20 protein-coding genes are annotated in these 21849 nt (G+C 47.2%); 11 read left to right on the forward strand and 9 right to left on the reverse strand.

Translation table 11 applies throughout. The features are described 5' to 3' along the window. Positions 1–23 precede the first annotated feature (23 nt). The 6 genes from ACLHR0_RS03575 to ACLHR0_RS03600 all read right to left on the reverse strand — a co-directional run bounded on the left by ACLHR0_RS03575 (position 24) and on the right by ACLHR0_RS03600 (position 5654). Positions 24–770, reverse strand: coding sequence for an ABC transporter ATP-binding protein (locus tag ACLHR0_RS03575; RefSeq protein ID WP_168771237.1), 747 nt, complete (start codon positions 768–770; stop codon positions 24–26). 19 nt (positions 771–789) lie between these two features. Beyond that, on the reverse strand, positions 790–1794 hold the full coding sequence (locus tag ACLHR0_RS03580) for a BtrH N-terminal domain-containing protein (protein ID WP_436484798.1): 1005 nt from the start codon (positions 1792–1794) through the stop codon (positions 790–792). A 90-nt stretch (positions 1795–1884) separates the two neighbouring features. Further along, complete coding sequence (locus ACLHR0_RS03585) at positions 1885–2283, reverse strand: hypothetical protein (protein WP_429044933.1); 399 nt, start codon at positions 2281–2283, stop codon at positions 1885–1887. 24 nt (positions 2284–2307) lie between these two features. Beyond that, complete coding sequence (locus tag ACLHR0_RS03590) at positions 2308–3444, reverse strand: beta-ketoacyl-ACP synthase III (protein ID WP_429044932.1); 1137 nt, start codon at positions 3442–3444, stop codon at positions 2308–2310. Between the two features lie 225 nt (positions 3445–3669). After that, complete coding sequence (locus ACLHR0_RS03595) at positions 3670–4590, reverse strand: hypothetical protein (protein WP_429044930.1); 921 nt, start codon at positions 4588–4590, stop codon at positions 3670–3672. A 326-nt stretch (positions 4591–4916) separates the two neighbouring features. Beyond that, positions 4917–5654, reverse strand: a complete 738-nt coding sequence (locus ACLHR0_RS03600; RefSeq protein WP_436484801.1) for a head GIN domain-containing protein — start codon at positions 5652–5654, stop codon at positions 4917–4919. A 65-nt stretch (positions 5655–5719) separates the two neighbouring features. Here ACLHR0_RS03600 and guaA point away from each other — a divergent pair, with 65 nt between their 5' ends. The 4 genes from guaA to ACLHR0_RS03620 all read left to right on the forward strand — a co-directional run bounded on the left by guaA (position 5720) and on the right by ACLHR0_RS03620 (position 11415). Continuing rightward, entirely contained in the window at positions 5720–7285 is a 1566-nt protein-coding gene (gene guaA, locus ACLHR0_RS03605) for a glutamine-hydrolyzing GMP synthase (protein WP_429044926.1), read from the forward strand. Between the two features lie 130 nt (positions 7286–7415). Continuing rightward, positions 7416–8726, forward strand: a complete 1311-nt coding sequence (locus ACLHR0_RS03610; RefSeq protein WP_429044924.1) for an ABC transporter substrate-binding protein — start codon at positions 7416–7418, stop codon at positions 8724–8726. Between the two features lie 73 nt (positions 8727–8799). Then, the gene (locus ACLHR0_RS03615; protein ID WP_436484804.1) at positions 8800–9807 is read left to right on the forward strand and encodes a ligase-associated DNA damage response exonuclease; all 1008 of its coding nucleotides are present in this window, start codon (positions 8800–8802) and stop codon (positions 9805–9807) included. A 3-nt stretch (positions 9808–9810) separates the two neighbouring features. Continuing rightward, complete coding sequence (locus ACLHR0_RS03620; protein WP_436484805.1) at positions 9811–11415, forward strand: ATP-dependent DNA ligase; 1605 nt, start codon at positions 9811–9813, stop codon at positions 11413–11415. On the opposite strand, the gene ACLHR0_RS03625 is transcribed toward ACLHR0_RS03620, so the two are convergent. Beyond that, complete coding sequence (locus tag ACLHR0_RS03625; RefSeq protein WP_436484807.1) at positions 11380–12771, reverse strand: MFS transporter; 1392 nt, start codon at positions 12769–12771, stop codon at positions 11380–11382. The genes ACLHR0_RS03620 and ACLHR0_RS03625 overlap by 36 nt on opposite strands. A 108-nt stretch (positions 12772–12879) precedes the next feature. Here ACLHR0_RS03625 and ACLHR0_RS03630 point away from each other — a divergent pair, with 108 nt between their 5' ends. Beyond that, entirely contained in the window at positions 12880–13377 is a 498-nt protein-coding gene (locus ACLHR0_RS03630; protein WP_370909406.1) for an Lrp/AsnC family transcriptional regulator, read from the forward strand. Between the two features lie 98 nt (positions 13378–13475). Then, positions 13476–14255: a hypothetical protein gene (locus ACLHR0_RS03635; protein WP_436484810.1), complete on the forward strand. Its 780-nt coding sequence runs from the start codon at positions 13476–13478 to the stop codon at positions 14253–14255. On the opposite strand, the gene ACLHR0_RS03640 is transcribed toward ACLHR0_RS03635, so the two are convergent. Continuing rightward, the gene (locus tag ACLHR0_RS03640) at positions 14164–14748 is read right to left on the reverse strand and encodes a hypothetical protein (protein ID WP_436484811.1); all 585 of its coding nucleotides are present in this window, start codon (positions 14746–14748) and stop codon (positions 14164–14166) included. The genes ACLHR0_RS03635 and ACLHR0_RS03640 overlap by 92 nt on opposite strands. A gap of 144 nt (positions 14749–14892) precedes the next feature. Here ACLHR0_RS03640 and ACLHR0_RS03645 point away from each other — a divergent pair, with 144 nt between their 5' ends. From ACLHR0_RS03645 to ACLHR0_RS03660, 4 genes are all read left to right on the forward strand, one after another. Beyond that, the gene (locus tag ACLHR0_RS03645; RefSeq protein ID WP_436484813.1) at positions 14893–15426 is read left to right on the forward strand and encodes an ORF6N domain-containing protein; all 534 of its coding nucleotides are present in this window, start codon (positions 14893–14895) and stop codon (positions 15424–15426) included. Between the two features lie 181 nt (positions 15427–15607). Continuing rightward, complete coding sequence (locus ACLHR0_RS03650; RefSeq protein WP_436484815.1) at positions 15608–16465, forward strand: helix-turn-helix domain-containing protein; 858 nt, start codon at positions 15608–15610, stop codon at positions 16463–16465. A gap of 61 nt (positions 16466–16526) precedes the next feature. Next, a complete protein-coding gene (locus ACLHR0_RS03655; RefSeq protein ID WP_436484817.1) occupies positions 16527–16922 on the forward strand; it encodes an ester cyclase in 396 nt (131 codons plus the stop codon). Between the two features lie 32 nt (positions 16923–16954). Next, positions 16955–17986: a S66 peptidase family protein gene (locus tag ACLHR0_RS03660; protein WP_436484819.1), complete on the forward strand. Its 1032-nt coding sequence runs from the start codon at positions 16955–16957 to the stop codon at positions 17984–17986. Here the strand turns inward: ACLHR0_RS03660 and ACLHR0_RS03665 are convergent, their stop codons facing one another. Continuing rightward, on the reverse strand, positions 17987–19312 hold the full coding sequence (locus tag ACLHR0_RS03665) for an NCS2 family permease (RefSeq protein ID WP_429044908.1): 1326 nt from the start codon (positions 19310–19312) through the stop codon (positions 17987–17989). A gap of 52 nt (positions 19313–19364) precedes the next feature. Between ACLHR0_RS03665 and ACLHR0_RS03670 the strand changes: the two genes are divergently transcribed. Further along, positions 19365–21818 (forward strand): ligase-associated DNA damage response DEXH box helicase, encoded by a 2454-nt coding sequence (locus ACLHR0_RS03670; RefSeq protein ID WP_436484821.1) that lies wholly within the window; start codon positions 19365–19367, stop codon positions 21816–21818. Positions 21819–21849: the final 31 nt, after the last annotated feature.

A 21849-nucleotide genomic window follows, 5' to 3' on the forward strand; every position in this document is an offset into this window, starting at 1 on the left:
CCTTCGCTTTTAGCTTTAAAAAATTAATCCCGGAGTGCATTTCCGGTGAAATGCAGGAATACGTCTTCCAGGTTATTACAGTCAGGATGCTGATGGATCAGGGTTTGCGGGTTACCCTGTACGATCATTTTTCCTGCATCCATGATCACTACTTCTTCGCATAACGATTGCGCCTCTTCCAGCAAATGGGATGTATACAGTATACTGGCTCCCTGGCTGTTGTAATCGCGCAGGAACTGTAATATCATACTGCGCGACTGCACATCCACGCCGGCAGTAGGTTCATCCAGCACCAGCAGTTTGGGGTTGTGGAGGATGGCTGCAATAATGTTGGCCCGCCGCTTCATACCGCCGGAATATTTGTGAATTTCTTTGTGTGCGCTTTTCTCCAGGCCGAACAGCTCCAGGTAATGCATAATTTTTTGTTGCAGTGGCTTTCCTTTGAAACCGTAGAGATTACCAAAATAAGTGAGATTTTCTACGGCAGATAGTTGTGGATACAAGGCTATCTGCTGCGGTACGATCCCGATAATATGTTTGATTTCCTCCCGGTGGGCGGCCTGCTGTTTTAAGTCGTGTATGATTACTTCTCCGCTGTCGCCTCTCACAATACCGCATAATATTGAAATCGTGGTGGTTTTACCTGCCCCGTTGGGGCCGAGTAAACCGGCAATCTTCCCCTTCCCGAACTGAAACGTAAGTCCTTTCAGTGTGGGCTCTGCACTACCCTTGTAGGTTTTATATAGATCTTTTACAGATATGCCGGACATAATTCAATTGGATATTTAATTACCACTTCACCTGTGCCAGCTTGCGGAAGAATGCGTCTTCCGATGCCGCGCACTCCAGTAACATCTGGCTCAGCTCTTTATAGGAAACATTATCCGCCGATCTGCTTTTGCATACGCGGCCGGCGGCAAATGCAAAATTACGCCATAAGTCGCCGGTTTTTGTCAGTTCCCCTGCAAGTCTGCTCAATTCATCTTTCTTCAGTAAAACTGCTGCTTCCTGTAAAAAAGCGGCGTACAGGAAACGGAAACCTGCGCCACCGGTGCCGATCTCTTCCTGCATGCGGATAATATTTCCAAGATACAGGGTAGCTTTCCTGTCGCCGGGATTTTCAGCATAGTTGGCGACCCTTTTGGCAAGGAAGCGGATTCCTTTTACGCCGAACATGGGAATAGGCACTTTCAGCATAAAGTGGCAGGCCTGTTCTATGCCGGCTTTGATCGGTTTCTCAAATGAGGCAGAAGGCGGTACGTGTACCGGGTAATACATTTTTCCTTTAGGGGCCGGAAACCCTTTGGCAAAGCGGGCCTGCGCCAGGCTTTCGGGGTCAATGGTGGTGGCGGTATCCATTACGGGATCGCTTACCAGGTATTGTCCGTCCTGTTTGCCGTAAACAACCAGGTTATGTGCGTTAAAGTGAAACCGGTAAGAAGCTGGAAAGTAGGGCAGGTAATAAACACTGGATTGTAATCCAACGGGAATACCCGCTTCAATTACTTTATCCAGGGCCTGCATTCCTTTTTCCGGTGTAGAAAATTTTTCGGATTCCATCCGTACGCCCAGCCGTTTGCACACCCGTTGAAAAATGGCGCCTGGCCATATCCGGTAAGTGGTGCCTGGCACGCCGTTCACCTTTACAAAAGGCAGGTGGCCGAAAAAGATGCCTGCACCAATGCCAAAAGCCATTGGTTCACTGATCTGCAAACCATAATGTCCCAGCAGGTTTGATATTACTCCACTTTCACAATGGGCGGTCTGGTGGTGTTGGAAAAAAGAATTAGTCATAATATTTTTTGTGGCAGCATGACGAATAACGGATTTGTGGGAAGATCATCGGATATCATCTACCCACAAATCCGTTACTATTGGTATGCTTTATCTGATGTGCAGCAGATCTGTTAAACTCACTTTGAAGGCATCTGCATAACGCTGCAGCAGTTTAGGACTGAGCTTTTTGAATACGCCGGGTTTCATGTGTCTTTTTACCTGCCACTGGAATTTACCGACATAGCTGGCCAATAATGGCAGGTCCATCAGGTTTTTTTCCATGTAATAGGCAACAGGACTGATTTCGCCGGCTTCTACCCTGGCGCGCGCCGCTTTTACTCTTTCGTTTACTTCTTCCCAGGCCTGGTCCAGAGCAATGTTTTCCGGCTCCCAGCCTGCGCTCTGCACCTGTACATAATTGCCGGAATTATCCACCGCATACATAATCTGCTTGAATGTACCTTCATGCAGGTTATCACTATCCTGTGGTACTTCCTCTTTTTTCATGATAGCAGTTTTAGAAGTGATTGCTTATACCACGGTGATATGTGCATAAGCATATGAAAAACGTGCACTTTCCGGAACCATCATTACTACTTTCTGACCTTTCTTAAAACGGCCGCTGTTCATCAGTTCTTCCAGCATCAGGTAAGGTGATGCGGTGCCTACGTTTCCTACCTCGGCCAGGTTGGTGAACCATTTTTCCAGAGGAATAGGAACGCCTAACCGGGTAATTTCCTCGTCTATCTTTAACCTGAAAAATTCAGACGACAGGTGAGGCAGGAAGAAATCTATTTCATCGAGATTAATCTGGTGGCGCTCTACCAGCTCTTTCCACATTTGTGCTCCGGAAGGAACAATATTTTTACCGAGTAAACGGGTATCTTGTTTAAAGGAGAACACGCTATGCTGCGCCCATTCTTCCGGGGTCATATCAATCCATCCGGTGGTGCTGCCATCCGGTTGCTTGATAGCGCCGGCATACATACATGTTTCCAGCTCATTGGCGTAGGAGAGTATTTCTACCCAGTCTACCCGCAGGGATAAGCCGTCTTCATTGGGTTTATCCTGGAAAAGGGCTGCACTGGCGCCGTCTGATAACATCCAGCGGAGAAAGTCCTTTTCAAAAGCGATGATCGGATTTTCGTCGAGGCTTTTCAGATTTTCTGCTTCCGGCTGGAATTTCTGCGCCAGCATCCAGGCGGAAAACTTTTCAGAACCGGTACTTACGGCATTGGAAGTATTACCGCAGCGGATGGACATCCAGGCGTATTTAAAAGCCTGCATTCCTGCCGCACAAGCACCTGTGGCCGCAATCAGCTCTACCGGCTGGCATTTCAAAATACCATGCACCATCGCAGCATGATTAGGCAACAGCTGATCAGGAGAAGTGGTACCGCAGGCCAGTAACTGTAATTTGCTGATGGGAAACTGCTCATCAAATAATTGTGACACGGCAGTTGCGGTCATCTCTGCATTGGAATGCGTGGATTTCCCTTCTTTGTCCAAAGAGTAGTAACGGGTTTTGATTTTGTTGTTACCCAATATCTTCAAACGCGCACGGGAAGCCTTTCCATCTACCATGCCGAGAATGCTCTCCATTTCCTCATTTTCTACAGGCTTGTTAGGTAAAAATTTAGACAGCCTGGTAATATAAACTTCCTTCATTTGAATTTATTCGTCTTTTAAGGCTACATGTAAAACCTGGTCAAAGCTGCCCTGCCTTGCCAGCCAGCTCACAGTGAAAAACATATTTTAATTTAATATACGTTGTATACAGACGTAAATATAGAATTCTAATTGGAATTACAAGTATCACGCCACTGCCTGAAGGTCGCTTTATACACGCTTTATGTACGGCTTTGATACGCCTTTAAGGTGGACTTGATCCTGTTATCTCAGGGAAATACCCTTATAATAATCTACTTCGCGGCGCAGCTTAGCCTTTTTCAGATTTAACTGTATAAGAGAAGTAATCAGGGATATTGGTGTTAAAACAAAAATACCTACCAGCAGTAATCCCCGGTACATAGATACGCGTCCCTGACGGGAAGGAGCTCCCGGACCGCCTTTAGCGCTGATGAACTTTGCCCAGAAGCGGAAGGCCTTCATTCCTTTATTTTCCAGTACTACCAGGTTGGGAATCAGTTCTACCGCATCCAGCGACAGCAATTGTGCATGCAGGGTGTCCCATTGATTCCTTTGCAGCGCCTCGGCTATCGGTGCCGCAAACCGGCCGGAAGTAATGATCTCGTTTTCCTGTACTCCTGCCTGGGGCAGAAAGCGCGTGGCTTCCTTTTTTCCTTTAAACGCCCAGCGAAGGATGGTAATTACAGAAATGAGGTTAGGTGATTTATCCACCAGTACAATATTGCCCACAAGGGTGCTGCCTGCCTGCTGCAGGTAATTTTTCACCTTTTCCTGTGCATTCAGCCACATATTCCGGCTGCCCAGCAGGGTAACCACCTTTTTGCCTTTCAGCAACTGTTTGGCAGCATCACTTTGCAGGAAAGCGGCGGTTGGTTGTGAAGGAGAAAGAAACCAGGGCTGATAAGCCAGTATCACCAGGTCGAATTGCGCATTCACGTCCACTTTCAATGGTTCAATACCACGGGGGGTGGATTGAACGGTTTCCGGCATGGTATCATAAAATTGCTGTTTCCCCCATGGGAAAGGGAAAGGCGTTACAGGCACCAGTTGCTCAAAAGTAATATCGGCTTTGCCTTCCAGCGGAGCCAGCACATGATCAATAATCCTCTTCAATTGCCCTGTCTGTGTATAATATACCACCAGGATCTTCGGTCTTTCGTTCATAAAAGGAATAGGAGTTCAACAATTCAAAACGTAAATCAAACAGTTCAAATAGTAAAATCTACAATTCAAGCCGTAAACATACAAAAAAACGGCAATGATTCATGTGATTTAATGATAATTTGACGCGAATTGTTGATGGGGTGAGGGATTTATTAAGGGGGTAATGTCTTGTGCCCCAGCCAGGTACAGCATCAGCGGGATAATTAAAGCGAATGCTGTACCTGGACTCAAGGACTTGATATTGTTTTCTTCAAAACATCTCTATAAACTCTCTAACGCCGCCAAATATGATATTGAGAATGTTAAAGATTTGTAAATGTTGAAGCTTATTTTTTACTAATACTGCCAGAACCCGCTACAGAAGAGGAAATTTGCGGGGTACCCTTGTAATTTACGTTTCCGGAGCCGGCAATTTTTGCATCCAGCTTTACGCTGGCATATACATCTGCATCACCGCTACCCGCAATATTTACACTTACATTTTCTGATAGCAGCTCATCTGCCTCAAAATTACCGCTGCCTGCAATAGACAAATTCACATCCTTTGTTTCGCCTTTCAGGAACATATCACCGGAACCGGCAATGGAGGCTTTTACTGCCGGGGCGTTGATTTCGCCTTTGAGGTTACCGGAGCCGGACAGGTTGAACTTCACATCAGATCGGGAAGTAAACTTACCATCCAGTTTCAGGTCGCCGGAGCCAGCCAGGCTGGCCTCATTGATTTCCGGGGTGGTGAGGAATACGTTCAGATCTTTATGGGTGCTGATGGAAACGCCGCGTTTCAATCTTACAATGAGGCGGCCGTCTTCTTCTACCAGCTCCACCAGTGGGGCGATATTATCTTCTGCCTCAATAACAGCCGCTTTAGCAGCGCCCTGTGTGAGGTATACATTCATGCTTCCTTCTACTTTGATCCTTTGAAAGGGGACTACCTGCCGTTCTTCCTTGATAACATGGCCGTTACCTTTTACACGATTTTGTCCGATTACATCACAGGAATAAAAGAGTACAGAAACAGAAGAGGCCACTATGGCCTGACATAGGAGCGATTTTGCTGATATCATGGGTTTAAATTATAATAGAAAGATACGCCAGATTTCCGAATTTCGAATTTCCAAATCCGAAATTCGTGGAAGGACTTTATCTTTGCACCACCATGACAGAAAAGATACTTATCCTCGATTTCGGTTCCCAGTATACACAGCTGATTGCACGCAGCATCCGTGAACTGAATGTTTATTGCGAAATTAAACCTTGCCTTCAGCCCATTGCCTGGGACGAAACTATTAAAGGTGTTATATTATCAGGCAGTCCTTTTTCGGTGAATGATGAGCATGCGCCTATCATTGATATTGCCGCGATTGCTGCAAAAGTACCCGTACTCGGTATTTGCTACGGCGCCCAAATGATGGCCAAAGTTTTTGGCGGTGAAGTGGCTAAAAGCAATCTCCGTGAATATGGACGCGCCTTTATGGAGCACAACGACAAAGAGGAAAAGTTATTATATGATATCTCTGCAAAAAGCCAGGTATGGATGAGCCATGCAGATAGCATTAAACGTATTCCTGAAGCTTTCGAAATTATTGCCACTACAGAAAATATCCCGGTAGCAGCTTTCAAAAATACTACGCTGGCCGCCAACCCGATGTTTGGTTTACAATTCCACCCGGAAGTAACCCATTCCCTGGAAGGTAAGCTGATCCTCCGCAACTTCCTGTTACACATCTGTAACTGCAGCCAGGACTGGACACCGGCGGCTTTTGTACATGAAACCGTAGAAAAGATCAAGGCGCAGGTAGGCGATAAAAGAGTGGTAATGGCTCTCAGCGGCGGTGTGGACTCTACCGTTGCCGCTGAACTGATTCATAAAGCCATCGGCAAAAACCTGTTCTGCATCTTTGTGGATAATGGTTTGCTGAGAAAAGACGAATTTGAAACCGTACTGGAATCTTATAAACACATGGGACTGAACGTAAAAGGGATCAATGCAAAAGATCTTTTTTACGGAAAACTGGCAGGCGTTTCCGATCCGGAACAAAAACGAAAGATCATCGGTGGCCTGTTCATCGATGTTTTCCAGCAGGAAGCCACTCACCTTACTGATATCTCTTTCCTGGGCCAGGGTACCATTTACCCCGATGTAATTGAATCCGTTTCCGTAAACGGTCCTTCCGTTACTATCAAGTCGCACCACAACGTAGGCGGGCTGCCGGAAAAGATGAATATGCAGTTGGTAGAACCGCTGCGCTTCCTCTTTAAAGATGAAGTACGCCGCGTGGGTCGTGAAATTGGCATCAGCGAAATATTCCTGGGCCGCCATCCTTTCCCGGGTCCTGGCCTGGCCATCCGTATCCTCGGCGCCATTACCCCCGAAAAGGTACACATGCTGCAGGAAGCGGATAATGTATATGTAGAAGGACTGAAAGAAGCCGGCTTATACGACAAAGTATGGCAGGCGGGCACCATCCTGCTGCCGGTTCAAAGCGTTGGCGTAATGGGCGACGAACGTACCTACGAATTCACAGTAGCTTTACGTGCAGTAACTTCTGTAGACGGAATGACCGCCGATTGGGCGCATTTGCCTTATGAATTCCTCGCTAAAATGTCTAACGACATCATTAACAAGGTAAAAGGCATTAACCGCGTAGTATACGATATCAGCTCCAAGCCACCTGCTACCATTGAGTGGGAATAAAAAAAGGAAGCAATAAAATACTGAGCTATAGTTACGGAGTTGTGGATAGACAGATAATTTCTTCTATCCATAACTCCGTAATGCTTTATTTCACATTCCCCGGAATGATTTTTGTAAATTAGCGCCAATTATGAACCACTTAGTTTCAATTAAGCACCTGTTATCCGGATTGGCTTTATTGGTTTTGATCAGCTCCTGCTCATCTACCAGGAAAAGTGCCAGTAAGGTAGACGGGCCACCACCATCTCTGAGTAAACCTACACCGGCCAAAAAACCGGAGGATAATAAGAAAGACGCTGCAAAAGCGCCTTTTAATGTGCCCGCATTTGGGAAAGAAGTTAAAAAAGCTTCCTATAACATTGCCTTCTTCGCACCATTATACCTCGATTCCGTTTTTGCCAACAGCAGTGAAATTCCCGGCCGCACCATGCCACGGTATGTATTGCCTGGTCTCGAATTTTATGAAGGCGCGCAACTGGCACTGGATACGCTGCAACAACAGGGATATAACCTGAAAGTGACCGTATATGACAGCAAAGCAAGGCAAAGTGTATCTTCCCTGATCCGCAGCAAAGCGCTCGATGAAACGGACCTGATCCTGGGTGCTGTGAGCAACCCGGAGCTGAAAGAACTGAGCGACTTTGCCAAAAACAAAGAGATCAACTTTGTTTCCGGTACCTTCCCCAACGATGGCGGTATCAGCAACAACCCGTTTTTATACATCTCCAACAGCACGCTGAAAACACATTGCGACGCGCTCCAGAATTATATCCAGGACGCATTTGCCACTAAAAACATTGTGTTGTTCCGAAGGAACACGGCCTTTGAAACAAGGCTGGCAGCAGATTTCAAGGCATCCTATGATAAAATGGAAAGTACCAAAAAATCAAGGATCCGGGAAGTAGTATGGAATGAGGCCACCACACCAGAAGAAATTTCCAAATACCTGCTGGCAGACCGTACCAATGCTGTCATCGTAACTGCCCTGGATGAAGCCGGCGCCAAAAGCCTGCTGCGTAAGCTGAGCATTTCTGCCACTACCTATCCGCTGCAGATCTTTGGTATGCCCACCTGGGACGTGATTAAGCTGAAAGAACCCGAGTTTAAAGGCTTACAGGTATTTTATTCATCTCCCTATTATAACGACAAAACAGATTACTACAGCCGGTATGTTTCCGATTATTTCCGCAGGGTATACAAAGCACGCCCGTCTGACATGGCTTTCAAAGGCTTTGACCTGACCTACTACTTTGTAAAACTGCTGTATACCAATGGCGTTTATTTCAACAATATGGTGAGTACTTCCCCCAAAGTGATCACCAACTATAACTTCCTTCCGGTGTATCTGAAAGAAGGAGAGGAAACGCCTTCTTACTTTGAAAATAAAAATATCTACATCATCCAGAAGGGCGACAGCGTAGACATTAAAATGAATAAATAGTTGCTTTGCAACACCACTTACTTCGTGCCACGGCGGTTGTCGTGGCACGATTTTTTTTACGTACATTCCCTATATGAATGTGCTGCAATTTACCGACAACGGCATCTACTGCCCTGCAGGCGATTTCTACATTGATCCCTGGAAACCCGTCAAACGAGCGGTGATCACGCATGCACATTCCGATCACGCCAGGTGGGGAAATCAATACTACTTATGTGAAAATGCCAGTGTTCCCTTATTGCGGTTAAGGCTTGGCAACGACATCCAGGTACAGGGCGTCGACTATGGAGAAACCATTTTTTTTAACGGGGTAAAAGTATCCCTGCATCCCGCAGGCCACATCATTGGCTCCGCACAGATACGGGTGGAACAGGATGGAGAAGTATGGGTAGCCAGCGGGGATTACAAACTGGAAAATGACGGACTGTCGGCCCCCTTCGAACCTATCCGCTGCCATACATTTATTACCGAATCTACCTTCGGATTACCCATTTACCGTTGGGCGCCGCAGCAACAGATTTTTGATGGCATCACCCAATGGATATACGAAAACCAGCAGGCCGGCAAAGCCAGTGTACTACTGGCTTACAGCCTGGGGAAAGCACAACGGCTGTTATATCACCTGAAAGATAAAGTGGATCATTTCCTGGCGCATGGCGCCATCGCCATTCCCCATGAGGTGCTGTTGCAGGAAGGCTGGGCGCTACCTCCCGTAGAAAGGATAACGCCCGAAACACCTAAAACTGCGTTTAAGAATGCGGTAATTATTGCCCCGCCTTCGGCGGAAGATAATGTCTGGATGCGCAGGTTTCAGCCATACTCACTGGGTATTTGCAGTGGCTGGATGCAGGTGCGTGGTAATATGCGCCGCAGGAATGCGGATGCAGGATTTGTATTGTCGGATCATGCGGATTGGGCCGGCTTGCTGGAGGCGGTAACCGCTACCGGAGCAGAACAGGTATATGCCACTCATGGCTTCAGCAGCGTATTTGCCCGTTATCTTACAGAAAAAGGTATTGCCGCCAAAGAAGTAACTACTTCGTATGGCGATGAGGAAATTATTAATAATCCTGAATCGTAAACCGTGCAACAATTTGCTGAACTGGTACAATTATTAAGCAACAGCACCAAAACCAATGAGAAGTTGGGGGCGCTGAGCCAATACTTTGCCACAGCGCCGGATAAAGATAAAACCTGGGTGCTGGCATTGTTTTCAGGTCGCCGGCCCAAACGAACGGTCAACAGCACACAACTGAAAACCTGGTGCATGCAGGCCACGGGGTTGTCCGACTGGCTTTTTGAAGAATGCTATCATACGGTGGGAGATCTCGGAGAAACCATCGCGTTGCTGCTGCCACCACGCACCACTCCTATAGCGGCGCCCCTGCATTACTGGCTGGAGCAGCTGCAGCAACTGGAGAAAGCAACCGAAGAAACGAAACAGGCTTTTATTTTGCAGGCATGGGATGCATTGGACAGCGGGGAAAGGTTTGTATTCAACAAGCTGATCACCGGTGGATTTCGTATAGGCGTGTCGCAGAAAATGATGGTGAATGCACTCGCTAAAACGTACCAGATTGAACCTGCTACGCTTTCACATATGATCAGCGGCAACTGGGATCCGCATAATGTTACGATCGAAGAACTGCTGCATCAACATACTACCGGCGCAGACGCTTCCCGGCCATATCCATTTTATCTCGCTTACGCACTGGAAGGATTACCGGAATCACTGGGGCCGGAAACAGACTGGCAGGCGGAATGGAAGTGGGACGGCATCCGCGGGCAGATCATCAAGCGGGAAGGACAACTGTTTGTATGGTCGCGGGGAGAAGAACTGATCACTGAAAAGTTCCCGGAGTTTACGCCATTAACTGCCGCTCTACCGGATGGTACTGTACTGGATGGAGAAATACTCACCTTTGCCAATGGCCTCCCACTACCCTTTCAAACACTGCAAACCAGGATAGGCCGTAAAAATGTAACCCGCAAACAACTCCAGGAAGCACCGGTTATATTCCTGTGTTACGATCTGTTGGAATGGGAAGGAACCGATATCCGGGAAAAAACGCTGGCAGAACGCCGTGCCCTCCTGGAAGCGCTGGTGCAGAATATGCAGATGCCGGTATTGCAGTTATCGCCCGAAATTATTTTTGACAGCTGGGATCAGTTAACGCAACTGCGGCTCCAATCACGCGATAAAGGCAGTGAAGGACTGATGCTCAAGAAAAAGATAGCCGCTTACCAGGTAGGCCGCAAACGCGGCGACTGGTGGAAGTGGAAAATAGATCCACTGGTAATAGATGCCGTGATGATATATGCACAGAAAGGTCATGGCCGCCGTTCAAATTTATATACTGATTACACTTTTGCAGTAAAAGATGGCGATCAACTGGTAGCCTTTACCAAAGCCTATTCCGGCCTGACAGACAAAGAAATTGCGGAAGTGGATAACTGGATCAAGCGCCACTCTATTGAAAAATTCGGACCGGTAAGAACGGTGCAGCCGCAGCTGGTATTTGAAATTGCCTTTGAAGGCATTGCCGCCTCTAACCGCCATAAATCCGGTGTAGCCCTGCGCTTTCCACGTATCAACCGGTGGAGAAAAGATAAGCCGGTAGCAGAAATAAATACGCTCGAAGACCTGAAAGAACTATTGCGGGTGAACGGCCATAACGCCAGCAGCTGATTGATTGCGCCGGTAAAATACCAGCAGCTGTATAATCGCCGCCAGTGCAATCATCGCCAGCATGGTTAATCCTGCGCCATAGCTGCTCCAACCCTTTATTGCAGCCAGCTGCATCATCAATCCGACCAAAGATAAACCCAGGCCGCCGCCCAACGCATTTGCCGTACCATTAATGCCAGAAGCAAGTCCCTGCTGTGGTTCGGGCACCGACTGCACCGCCAGGATAGTTACGCACGGGAAAGTAATAGCCATACCAAATGAATTGATACAGCCTACCGCGCAAAAAATAAACAGCAACCTATAATCCGTGAAGTAGCTCCCGATAAAAAAGAGTATGCCGCATGCCATAAAAGCATTTCCCAGCATGCCTGTTTTTACCACGCCCAGCCTGCTAAACAAACGGGGTAATATAAATTTTGAAATGACACCTGATAAAATACTAAAGGGGAATAACAGCAGGCCGGCCTGTGAAGAGGTGAAGTGCAGATCCTGTTGCAGGTAGATGGTGAGCATAAAAATATAGCTTAGAAAGATACTACCCAGCATTACTGCTCCTATATTCCCGGTGATCACCCCCTGTAACCTGAACAATTTAAAGTCTACTAACGGAGACGGATGTACGCGTTCACGGCGTATAAAAAACATACCGGCTGCGAGGAACAGTAATAACCACAGGCAGTATTCTGTATAGTGGTGAGTGATATTGCCAAGATCGTGGATCAGCCATGCTGCCAGCATCATCAGTCCGGTAATCAATAATGCACTGAGTAAGTTATGTGCTGGTTTTGCCGCGGTCTTTTCATCGGCGGGAATATATGCCATCGCCAGTATCACTGCCAGTCCTATTACCGGTACATTAATAAAAAATACCCATTGCCACCCGAGATAATTGCTGATTAATCCGCCGATAGCAAGCCCCGTGGCAAATCCAATGCCCGCTGTAGCGCCAAAAATTCCGAATGCGCGGTTTCTTGCTACCGGTTCTTTAAAAGTATTGGTAATAATAGCCATTGCCGCCGGAATGGCTAACGCCACACCCGCGCCTTGCAGTGCCCTGCATACCAGCAGCCAGGTGAAGTTTTGGGAAAAACCTGCTGCCAGGGAAGCCAGCACAAAACAGCAGGCGCCTGTTACAAATACTTTCTTTCTTCCTATAGTATCTGCCAGCCGGCCGCCAAGCAATACGAGTCCCCCATAAAATAAAACATACACGGTTTGTACCCATTGAATGGCAGCTGCATCAAAATGAAAAAATGATTCCATCTGCGGAATCGCCATGTTGAGCACAGATACATCCAATGCTTCAAAGAAGATAGCCATGCAGGCAACTGTTAATATGATTCGTTCCTTTTTCACGGTACAAACGTATTAAAACATCTCAAAAGGAATTTAAATCCTAAAAATTTAGAACAAACGGCTATAATCACGCAATAAATTAGATATTTGTTCCAAACACATATGCACATGGCAAGCAAAAAAGAAAATAATACGGAGGACATACAATTGAACCTGGATGAGAAAGACCTGGGCATCCTGAAGTTATTACAGCAGGATGCAAAAATGACTATCCGGGATATTGCCCGTCAGCTGAACCTCAGCACTACTCCGGTGTACGAGCGGATCCGGAAAATGGAACAGGCAGGCGTTATCAAACAATATGCAGCCATCGTAGATCCCAGGAAGATTAATAAGAGCCTCACTGTGTTATGTTATATCACCCTGAAAGAACACAATAAAAAGTGCGGTAAGAAATTCATCCAGGAAATACTCGGTTTCACGGAAGTAACGGAGTGCCTGAATATTTCAGGGGAGTTTGACTTCATGATCAAAGTACAGGTAAAAGACATGGATGAGTACCGTGAATTTTACGTGAATAAACTGGGTGAGTTAGACAATCTGAGTCATACACAAAGCATATTTGTGATTTCCGTGATTAAAGCAACGCACCAGGTAGTGTTTTAACACCAGCAAACGGGTTAGGGATCAGCAGTACACGATAAAATTGATACACAAAAAAATATATACTGTAACCTTATAACTTATTTACCCGTTTTAAACCTATGAAATACCTTTACCTATCCCTGTTAATGTTTGTAACTGCTGCTGTCACTGCCCAAAAGAAATCTTTTCAATCTGCTGCCGGAATAGGCGGTATTGGTGGCTATCATTACGGCGCCCTGGCTTTTAGTTTTGAGCCCCGATTTAATTTTTATGAATTTTCTGAGAAGGAGAGTTTATCAGTTGGCGCCTGCTTTGCGATGGGCCCTTCCATTGGTTCTGACCGGCGTACTGATCGCGATAAGATTTCCGGCGGCCCTATACAGCCAGGATGGATGGTGAATATTCCCGTTACCGTTCATTATACTTTTGGCAATGCTGCCACTCCCCGTAGCTATAAATATATTGGGTACTCTGTTGGGGCAGGCTACGCAGCGCACAATGGCCGCCGCTATGTGGATCCGGGTCCCGGCATCGATACGGTGGAAGTGCATGCGCATGGCCTGGTGCTGGATGGCAGCATCAATTTCCCTATGGGTAATTCCTCATGGAGCCTGCAGTCTTCCTATATGTTTAACTTCAGTAATAACAATCCTGACATCAAAGGTATATTCAGCATGTCGTTGCTCTATAATATCGGCATCCGTATACATCAGTACAGGGAGAAACGGCACTACGACCACCCCAGGGAATACTATCACGAACTGGACCGGGAAATGAGAAAGAAAAAGATGGAGAGCCGGCGAAAAATTATGGCGCCACGGGGTTCATCAAATCAAAACCCGCGTGAAAGTCGAGATAGCCTGCTGCAGATTCCCCCGGATCAAAAACAACTACCATAGAACATACCGGCTTCCTGCTGCGGGAGTTGGTTGTTTCAAAAGCAATGCCCTGTTTCTTATCCTCATACACCACAATTTTTCTTGCCTTATTAGCAGATTCATAGGCCTGTGCTTTTTGAACACCCGGATATGCTTTTTTGATGGCTGCAATGCTGCTTCCTGGTCCCACGCCTTTACGGGTTCTGAACTTCGGTGAATTTACGCGGATCTGTTTTACGTACTGCGTATCCTGTGTGCGCATCGCGGTAAATACGGCCAGCATATGCGACGAATCGATACTGTCGTCTTTTCTGCGGCTGTACCATATCCGCCAGGCTTTCATCATAGCGGCATCGCCGCCATCCGGTTTCCCCAATACTGCCAGGCTCTGTGCCGGTGCTTCGAGTTTTATTTGTCCGATTGATTTTCCGGGTGTGATGAGCCAGGCGCTTTTCTGGGCGAATGCTGCGGAGGTAGCGGATAAGATGGATAAGAAAATGATAAGGAGGCGCATAGTTTTCGTTTGGGAAATGAGTTCAAAAATGTTGCCATTAATAGTAACGTTTTTTTTGGGGAAAGGTTAAAAATGGGAAAGAAGCATGGGACTTTGAAACACACATCGGTGTATTAGATGTGAATGCTAAAAGTTATCAGTAAAATGACCAAAACCAATTCCGAAGTAACATTATCTGATGAATCTATTATGACCAAAATATTGCTCATAAGAAATAAAAGAATAATGATCGATAAAGATCTTGCCGAGTTATACTGTGTCCCCACAAAACGATTGAATGAACAAGTAAAACGTAATATAAAGCGCTTTCCTGATGACTTTATGTTCCAACTAACGGAAAGTGAAAAGGAAGAGGTGGTCGCAAAATGCGACCACCTCAAAAACCTGAAATTTTCATCTAATCTGCCTTATGCGTTTACTGAACATGGTGCAGTGATGCTGGCAAGCATTTTGAACAGTGACAGAGCTATAGCGGTGAATATCCAAATAGTGCGCATCTTTACCCGGATGCGGGAAATGATATTAACAAACAAGGACATATTGTTAAAACTGGAACAGATGGAAAAGCGGGTATCTGGCCATGACGAGCAGATAGCGTTGGTCTTTGAATATTTAAAGCAATTGTTAGATTCCCCACAAGAACCGCGAGTGCAAATTGGTTTTGCACGCCATAAATAAGAGCAAAGTATTTTTCTGAAAATCTTGAATAGATAGGCGGCCCATCTGTTGTCAATTCGGGACTCACCGCGCCCCGAATTGATAATTGAGACTGCCTCAACAAATTGCAATATTGTAACCCAATAATCACATCTCCTGGTATCCAATACGGACAAAAAGGAAATGCCGTACCTTTACCCCCATGTTACTCAAATTTCCCAAAGATCAGAACGGGCAGCAGATCCTCAAAGCAGGCAATACCCACTTCGCCATGTTAAAGCAAAGGAGTAAGGCTGATAAACGCACCATATTCCTGACGGAAAACGTGATGATATTTGTATTGGCGGGGCATAAACTACTGCATTTCGACCAGCATACCGTAAAGGTGGAAGCGGGTTCCGTATTGCTGATGAAACGTGGGTTTTACGTAATGTCCGACTATGTGAGGGAAGAAATACAATTTCAAAGTTTGCTGTTATATTTTTCAGATGAACAACTGCGCAGGTTCCTCCATAAATACAATTATCTTACGCCTGTAAAAGCTGCTGTCACCAATCATCTTACCTTGCCCATCACCCCGCTGCTGGAAGTTTTCGGGGAACATTATACCGCCTACTTTGCACAAACACCGTCTACGCTGGCGGCGCTGTTATCGGTAAAACTATACGAGGCATTCCTTCTATTACTGGCCACGCCGCAACATGCTTCCGTGCTGGCGTTTATGCAACAGATTGTATATGCACAGCCGCAGGACATTGCCTTTATTGTAAAACAACATCTGTTTCAACCTATTACCCTGGCAGAAATGGCCAGGTTGTCCGGCCGCAGTCTGGCTTCCTTCAAGCGGGATTTCCAGCAGCAATACCAGTCGTCGCCCCGGCGGTGGATCAATGAGCAGCGACTGTCCTATGCACACATGCTCCTGGAAACCACTACACAGCAGGTAGCTGAAATAGCTATTGCCTGTGGCTTTGAAAGCACGTCCCACTTCATTCGCATCTTCAAACAAACTTATAGTATCACGCCCAATCATGTAAGAGCCAAAAAAGCTATCATCTGAGCTTTTTCCGTTACCGGCGATGCGTATTCGGGGATAATTTTGCATTTATAAAAAGAAGAATATGCAAACATTATCTGAAAAGAATAAGGCAGTGGTAAAACGCTTCAATGAAGAATTCCTGGTGAAAGGCAACCTGCAGGCTTTTGAAGAAATAGTAGCACCGGACTTTATTAACCATACTGCACCTGCCGGCAGCAACGACCGTATTGCCACCCGCGATTTTATCTTACAGTTACTACACCCTGCGATGCCGGATCTTCAGCTGGAAATTTTTGATATGATAGCGGAAGATGACAAAGTAGTAACCCGCAAAGCATTTACAGGCACCTTCACCGCACCTTTTATGGGACAGGCGCCCACCGGCAAAAAAGCCACCCTGCGTATTATTGATATCATACAGCTGAAAGACGGGCAATACATTGCCCACTGGTCTATCCGTGAAATGATCACCACATAAATTATTTGCTGAAATATGCTTATTTTAAGCGTATGAACCGCAAACACTTTTTGTCTGCTCTTATTACCACCGGCGCGGGCCTGCCGGCACTGCAAACACTCGCCGGCATTGGGTTATCTGCTCCTTCAGATAAGAAGGAACCGCTTGTTCCTCCTTATCTGAAACCCGGTGATATCATCGGCATTACCTGCCCCGCAGGATATATCAGCAGGGAGGAGATCCAGCCCGCAATCCGGATTATGGAAAGCTGGGGTTTTAATATTCGTATAGGCAAAACCGTGGGCGACCGGGACTATAGTTTCGGCGGTACCGATGCGGAACGACTCGCGGATTTACAAGCCATGCTGAATGATGATGATATTAAGGCCATTATGTGCGGCCGGGGTGGTTATGGTACCGCACGGATTGTGGACAAACTCGACTTCTCCCGCTTTCAGCGGAAACCCAAATGGGTGATTGGTTTCAGCGACGCTACCGTATTGCATTGCCATATTAGCCGGCACTTTGGTATCGCTTCCCTGCATTCAAAAATGTGTAACAGCTTCCCGGACGATTTCGGAAAATCAGAAGCCGTTATCCAGGATACCATCATGTCTATCTACCAGGCGCTTACCGGCAAAAAAATGCAATACAGCGCCTTACCGGATACCCGCAACAGGAAAGGAAAGGCGAGAGGGGTGCTCACCGGCGGTAACCTGTCTATTATTCAAAGTATGTCAGGCACCAATTCGGAAATTGACACCAACGGAAAGATCCTGTTCCTGGAAGAGGTGGGCGAATACCCGTATAGCCTTGACCGCATGTTAGGCACCCTGCAGCGCTCACATAAACTCGATAATCTCGCAGGCCTTATCATTGGCGGATTTAACAGGATTAAGCCGGATGATCCCGGTGAAGAATTTGGCAGAACCGTGTATGATATGGTACTGGAAAAAGTGAAAGATTTTAACTTCCCCGTGTGTTTTAATTTCCCCGTAGGACATCAGAAAAATAACTATGCCCTTAAATGCGGCATGATGCATTCCCTCTATGTTGGCGACGACACGGTTACTTTAAAGGAATAATTACTTTACAAGAAATGTAATGATAAACAATACGGCCAGTACATACATGACCGGGCTGATGCTTTTGTATTGCCCGGTTAATACTTTCAGCAATACGTAAGACAACATACCAAACACAATGCCTTCTGCTATGCTATAGCTGTATGGCATCATTACAATAGCCAGGAATGCAGGAATTGCTTCTGTTACATCATTGAAATTAATTTTGGTGACCGCTCCCATCATCAACATCCCTACAATGATCAAAGCCGGTGCAGTGGCAGCTTGTGGAATCATAGCAAAAACAGGTGCAAAGAAAAGGGAGAGCAGGAACATAACAGCTACTGTAAGCGCCGTTAAACCGGTTTTACCACCGGCGGCAATTCCGCTGGCACTTTCTACATAAGCGGTTACTACGCTGGTCCCTAATAAGCCTGCCGCCGTAGTACCCACCGCATCTGCCATCAAAGCCTGCTTGGCGCGGGGAAGCCGGCCCTGCTCATCCAGCAGGCCTGCCTTATTACAAAGACCAATCAACGTTCCCACCGTATCAAACAAGTTTACCATTAACAAGGTGAACAGGATCATCACCATATCCAGGGTGAATATTTTATCGAATTGCAGCTTGAAGGCGATTGGCGCCAGCGAAGGCGGCAGACTTACCAGGTGACCATTGGCCGGCAAATGCGTGATGCCAAGCGGAATACCCACTACCGTGGCGGCCAGGATACCAATCAGCAACGCGGCATTCACATTCCGGTACATCAGCACCGCGCTGACGATGAGTCCTATCAGCGCTACCAGGGGCCCGATGCTGGTCACATCGCCCATTTTCAGAATCACACCATCCAGCTTTCCACCTCCGACATGATGCATCCCCGTTTCAATAATACCTGCGTTGGCCATGCCTATCAGCGCAATCAATAACCCGATACCCACTGAAATAGCATGCTTCAGGTTTTCCGGTATGCTGTTGATGATCGCCTCCCGGATCCTGAACATCGACAAAAAAATAAAAATAATGCCTTCCAGGAAAACCGCTGTAAGCGCAAACTGCCAGCTGTAGCCCATAGAAGACACAATGGTGTAGGCGAAAAATGCGTTCAGTCCCATCCCCGGCGCCACGCCAATAGGCAGCCTGGCATATAATGCCATCACCAATGTGCCAATGGCAGCGGCCAGGGCAGTGGCGGTAATCAACGCATTAAAATCCATTCCTGTACGCGACAGGATACTGGGATTAACGGCCAGGATATACGCCATGGTGGAAAAGGTGGTTAACCCTGCCAATACTTCTTTCTTAACAGTAGTGTGATGTTCGGAGAGCCGGAAAAATTTTGCGAGCATGATGCAAAAATAAGCGTTTCACGATTTATCATTTTATCCTAATTTCATTCCTATGCAACAACGTTCGGGTGGATGGAAAGTGATTAATAATTGGTTGGGCGAAAAAGAACTGAAGCCCTTCAAATTCCAGGAGGATGCCTGGAAGGCTTACCTGCAGGGCAAATCAGGAATCGTAAATGCACCTACGGGTTTCGGGAAAACCTTCTCCCTGTTCCTGGGCGCCGTTATCGCCTGGATAGATGCGCACCCGAAAGATTATACCCACAAAACAAAAAACGGGTTACAGCTATTATGGATAACGCCGTTGCGCGCGTTGGCCAAAGACCTGGGCCGGGCCATGGAAAGCGCCCTGCAGGAACTCAATGTTCCCTGGCAGGTAGGCATCCGCAGTGGCGACACACCCGTTGCCACGCGGGCGGCACAAAAAAAGCAAATGCCGGAAGTACTTATTATTACACCGGAAAGCCTGCACCTGCTGCTGGCGCAGAAAGAATACCCTTCCGTATTTAAATACCTGCACACCGTGGTGGTAGACGAATGGCATGAGCTGATAGGCAGTAAACGCGGCGTAATGGTGGAATTGGGTCTCAGCCGGCTGAGGGGACTGCGACAGCATCAGCTAAAAGTCTGGGGGATTTCCGCTACCATCGGCAACCTCGAGGAAGCGCTGGAAGTGTTGCTGGGCCCCTATCATAGCGATGGCCTTATTATCCGCGCCAAACTGAAAAAGAATATTGCCCTGAAAAGCGTGATCCCCCACGAAATAGAAAATTATCCGTGGGCAGGGCATCTCGGCATCAAAATGCTGCCACAGTCGTTACCCATTATCAACGACAGTCAAACCACCCTGATATTTACCAATACCCGGTCGCAGTCGGAGCTGTGGTACCAGGCGCTTCTCCGCGAAGATCCCATGCTGGCAGGCGCACTGGCTTTGCACCATGGCTCTATAGATATGGAACTGCGTATATGGGTGGAAGAAGCCCTGCACAACGGTATCCTGAAAGCGGTGGTATGTACGGCCAGCCTGGACCTCGGGGTGGACTTCCGGCCGGTAGACAGCGTAATACAGGTGGGCAGCCCGAAAGGGGTGGCCCGATTCCTGCAAAGAGCCGGCCGTAGCGGGCATCAGCCGGGAGCCATCAGTAAAATTTTCTTCCTGCCTACCCATGCCCTGGAACTGGTAGAAGCGGCAGCGCTGAAAGCCGCTATGGAACAGGATCTTATAGAAAGCCGGATGCCGGTGCTACTCGCTTATGATGTATTACTCCAATACCTCATGACGCTGGCGGTATCCGACGGCTTTCATGCCAATGAAATATGGGAAGAAGTAAGACATACCTTTTGCTATCAGCATATTACCGAAGATGACTGGCAGTGGCTCCTCTCCTTCCTCACCACCGGCGGCGAGGCGCTGGGCAGTTATGATGAATTCAAAAAAGTAGAGCGGGAAGGCAACTTCTACATCTGCCGCAGCCGGATGATGGCCATGCGTCACCGTTTACATATAGGCACCATTGTAAGCGACGCGATGCTCAAAGTGAAGTTCATGAGCGGAGGCTACATCGGTGTCATCGAAGAGGGTTTCATTTCCCGCCTGTCGCCCGGCGATTCCTTTACCCTGGCTGGCCGCAACCTGGAATTTGTCCTGATCAAAGATATGACGGTACTGGTCCGCAAATCAAATTCAAAAAGATCGATTGTGCCCAGCTACCAGGGCGGCCGTATTCCACTTTCTTCCAACCTGGGACGGATGCTGCGCGAAAAATTTAATGAGGCGCTTTCGCGTAATACAAAAGATCCGGAGCTGATTGCCTTACAACCACTGTTCAACCTCCAGGAAGAACTGTCGCATATTCCAAAAGCCAATGAACTGTTGATTGAACAGATAGCCACCAAAGATGGTTACCACCTTTTCGTGTATCCTTTCGAAGGGCGGTTGGTGCATGAAGTAATGGCGGCGCTGCTGGCTTACCGGATCAGCCGTATTCAGCCCATTACTTTTTCTATCGCCATGAATGACTATGGTTTTGAGTTGTTGTCTGATCAGCCTATTCCGCTGACAGCCGAAAACGCCAAACAGCTTTTTTCTACCGAAAACCTGCTGATGGAGCTGCAAACCAGTGTAAACTCTACTGAGATGGCCCGGCGAAAATTCCGCGACATTGCGGTGATAGCCGGTTTGATATTCCAGGGGTATCCCGGTAAACACAAGGCTAACCGTCACCTGCAATCGTCGGCTTCGTTGTTGTTTAACGTGTTCAAAGACTACGATCCGCAAAACCTGCTGCTAAAGCAGGCTTTCAACGAAGCGTTCTTTTACCAGATGGAAGAGGCCCGTTTGAGGGAAACGCTGGAACGCATTGCCGTTAGCAGGATCGTGATCACCACACCACAAAAGCTCACGCCTTTCTGCTTCCCGATTAAAGTAGACAGTTTACGTGACACCATGACCAGCGAAAAGCTGGAAGACCGGATCAAAAAATTGATCACGGTGAACGGTTAAGAAATCTCTAATTTGCACCTCATTAAAAAAC

Origin of the sequence: Chitinophaga sp. ARDCPP14 (assembly GCF_051362515.1) — a bacterium.
Taxonomy (GTDB): domain Bacteria; phylum Bacteroidota; class Bacteroidia; order Chitinophagales; family Chitinophagaceae; genus Chitinophaga.

What these genes read in the sequence shown, in the direction of transcription:
- ACLHR0_RS03650 (WP_436484815.1), top strand. Translation starts at nt 15,608, where the DNA reads ATGTTACTCAAATTTCCCAAAGATCAGAACGGGCAGCAGATCCTCAAA.
- ACLHR0_RS03670 (WP_436484821.1), top strand. Translation starts at nt 19,365, where the DNA reads ATGCAACAACGTTCGGGTGGATGGAAAGTGATTAATAATTGGTTGGGC.
- ACLHR0_RS03655 (WP_436484817.1), top strand. Translation starts at nt 16,527, where the DNA reads ATGCAAACATTATCTGAAAAGAATAAGGCAGTGGTAAAACGCTTCAAT.
- ACLHR0_RS03610 (WP_429044924.1), top strand. Translation starts at nt 7,416, where the DNA reads ATGAACCACTTAGTTTCAATTAAGCACCTGTTATCCGGATTGGCTTTA.
- ACLHR0_RS03615 (WP_436484804.1), top strand. Translation starts at nt 8,800, where the DNA reads ATGAATGTGCTGCAATTTACCGACAACGGCATCTACTGCCCTGCAGGC.
- ACLHR0_RS03600 (WP_436484801.1), bottom strand. Translation starts at nt 5,654, where the DNA reads ATGATATCAGCAAAATCGCTCCTATGTCAGGCCATAGTGGCCTCTTCT.
- ACLHR0_RS03635 (WP_436484810.1), top strand. Translation starts at nt 13,476, where the DNA reads ATGAAATACCTTTACCTATCCCTGTTAATGTTTGTAACTGCTGCTGTC.
- ACLHR0_RS03630 (WP_370909406.1), top strand. Translation starts at nt 12,880, where the DNA reads ATGGCAAGCAAAAAAGAAAATAATACGGAGGACATACAATTGAACCTG.
- ACLHR0_RS03660 (WP_436484819.1), top strand. Translation starts at nt 16,955, where the DNA reads ATGAACCGCAAACACTTTTTGTCTGCTCTTATTACCACCGGCGCGGGC.
- ACLHR0_RS03595 (WP_429044930.1), bottom strand. Translation starts at nt 4,590, where the DNA reads ATGAACGAAAGACCGAAGATCCTGGTGGTATATTATACACAGACAGGG.
- ACLHR0_RS03575 (WP_168771237.1), bottom strand. Translation starts at nt 770, where the DNA reads ATGTCCGGCATATCTGTAAAAGATCTATATAAAACCTACAAGGGTAGT.
- ACLHR0_RS03645 (WP_436484813.1), top strand. Translation starts at nt 14,893, where the DNA reads ATGACCAAAACCAATTCCGAAGTAACATTATCTGATGAATCTATTATG.
- ACLHR0_RS03590 (WP_429044932.1), bottom strand. Translation starts at nt 3,444, where the DNA reads ATGAAGGAAGTTTATATTACCAGGCTGTCTAAATTTTTACCTAACAAG.
- ACLHR0_RS03585 (WP_429044933.1), bottom strand. Translation starts at nt 2,283, where the DNA reads ATGAAAAAAGAGGAAGTACCACAGGATAGTGATAACCTGCATGAAGGT.
- ACLHR0_RS03580 (WP_436484798.1), bottom strand. Translation starts at nt 1,794, where the DNA reads ATGACTAATTCTTTTTTCCAACACCACCAGACCGCCCATTGTGAAAGT.
- ACLHR0_RS03640 (WP_436484811.1), bottom strand. Translation starts at nt 14,748, where the DNA reads ATGCGCCTCCTTATCATTTTCTTATCCATCTTATCCGCTACCTCCGCA.
- ACLHR0_RS03665 (WP_429044908.1), bottom strand. Translation starts at nt 19,312, where the DNA reads ATGCTCGCAAAATTTTTCCGGCTCTCCGAACATCACACTACTGTTAAG.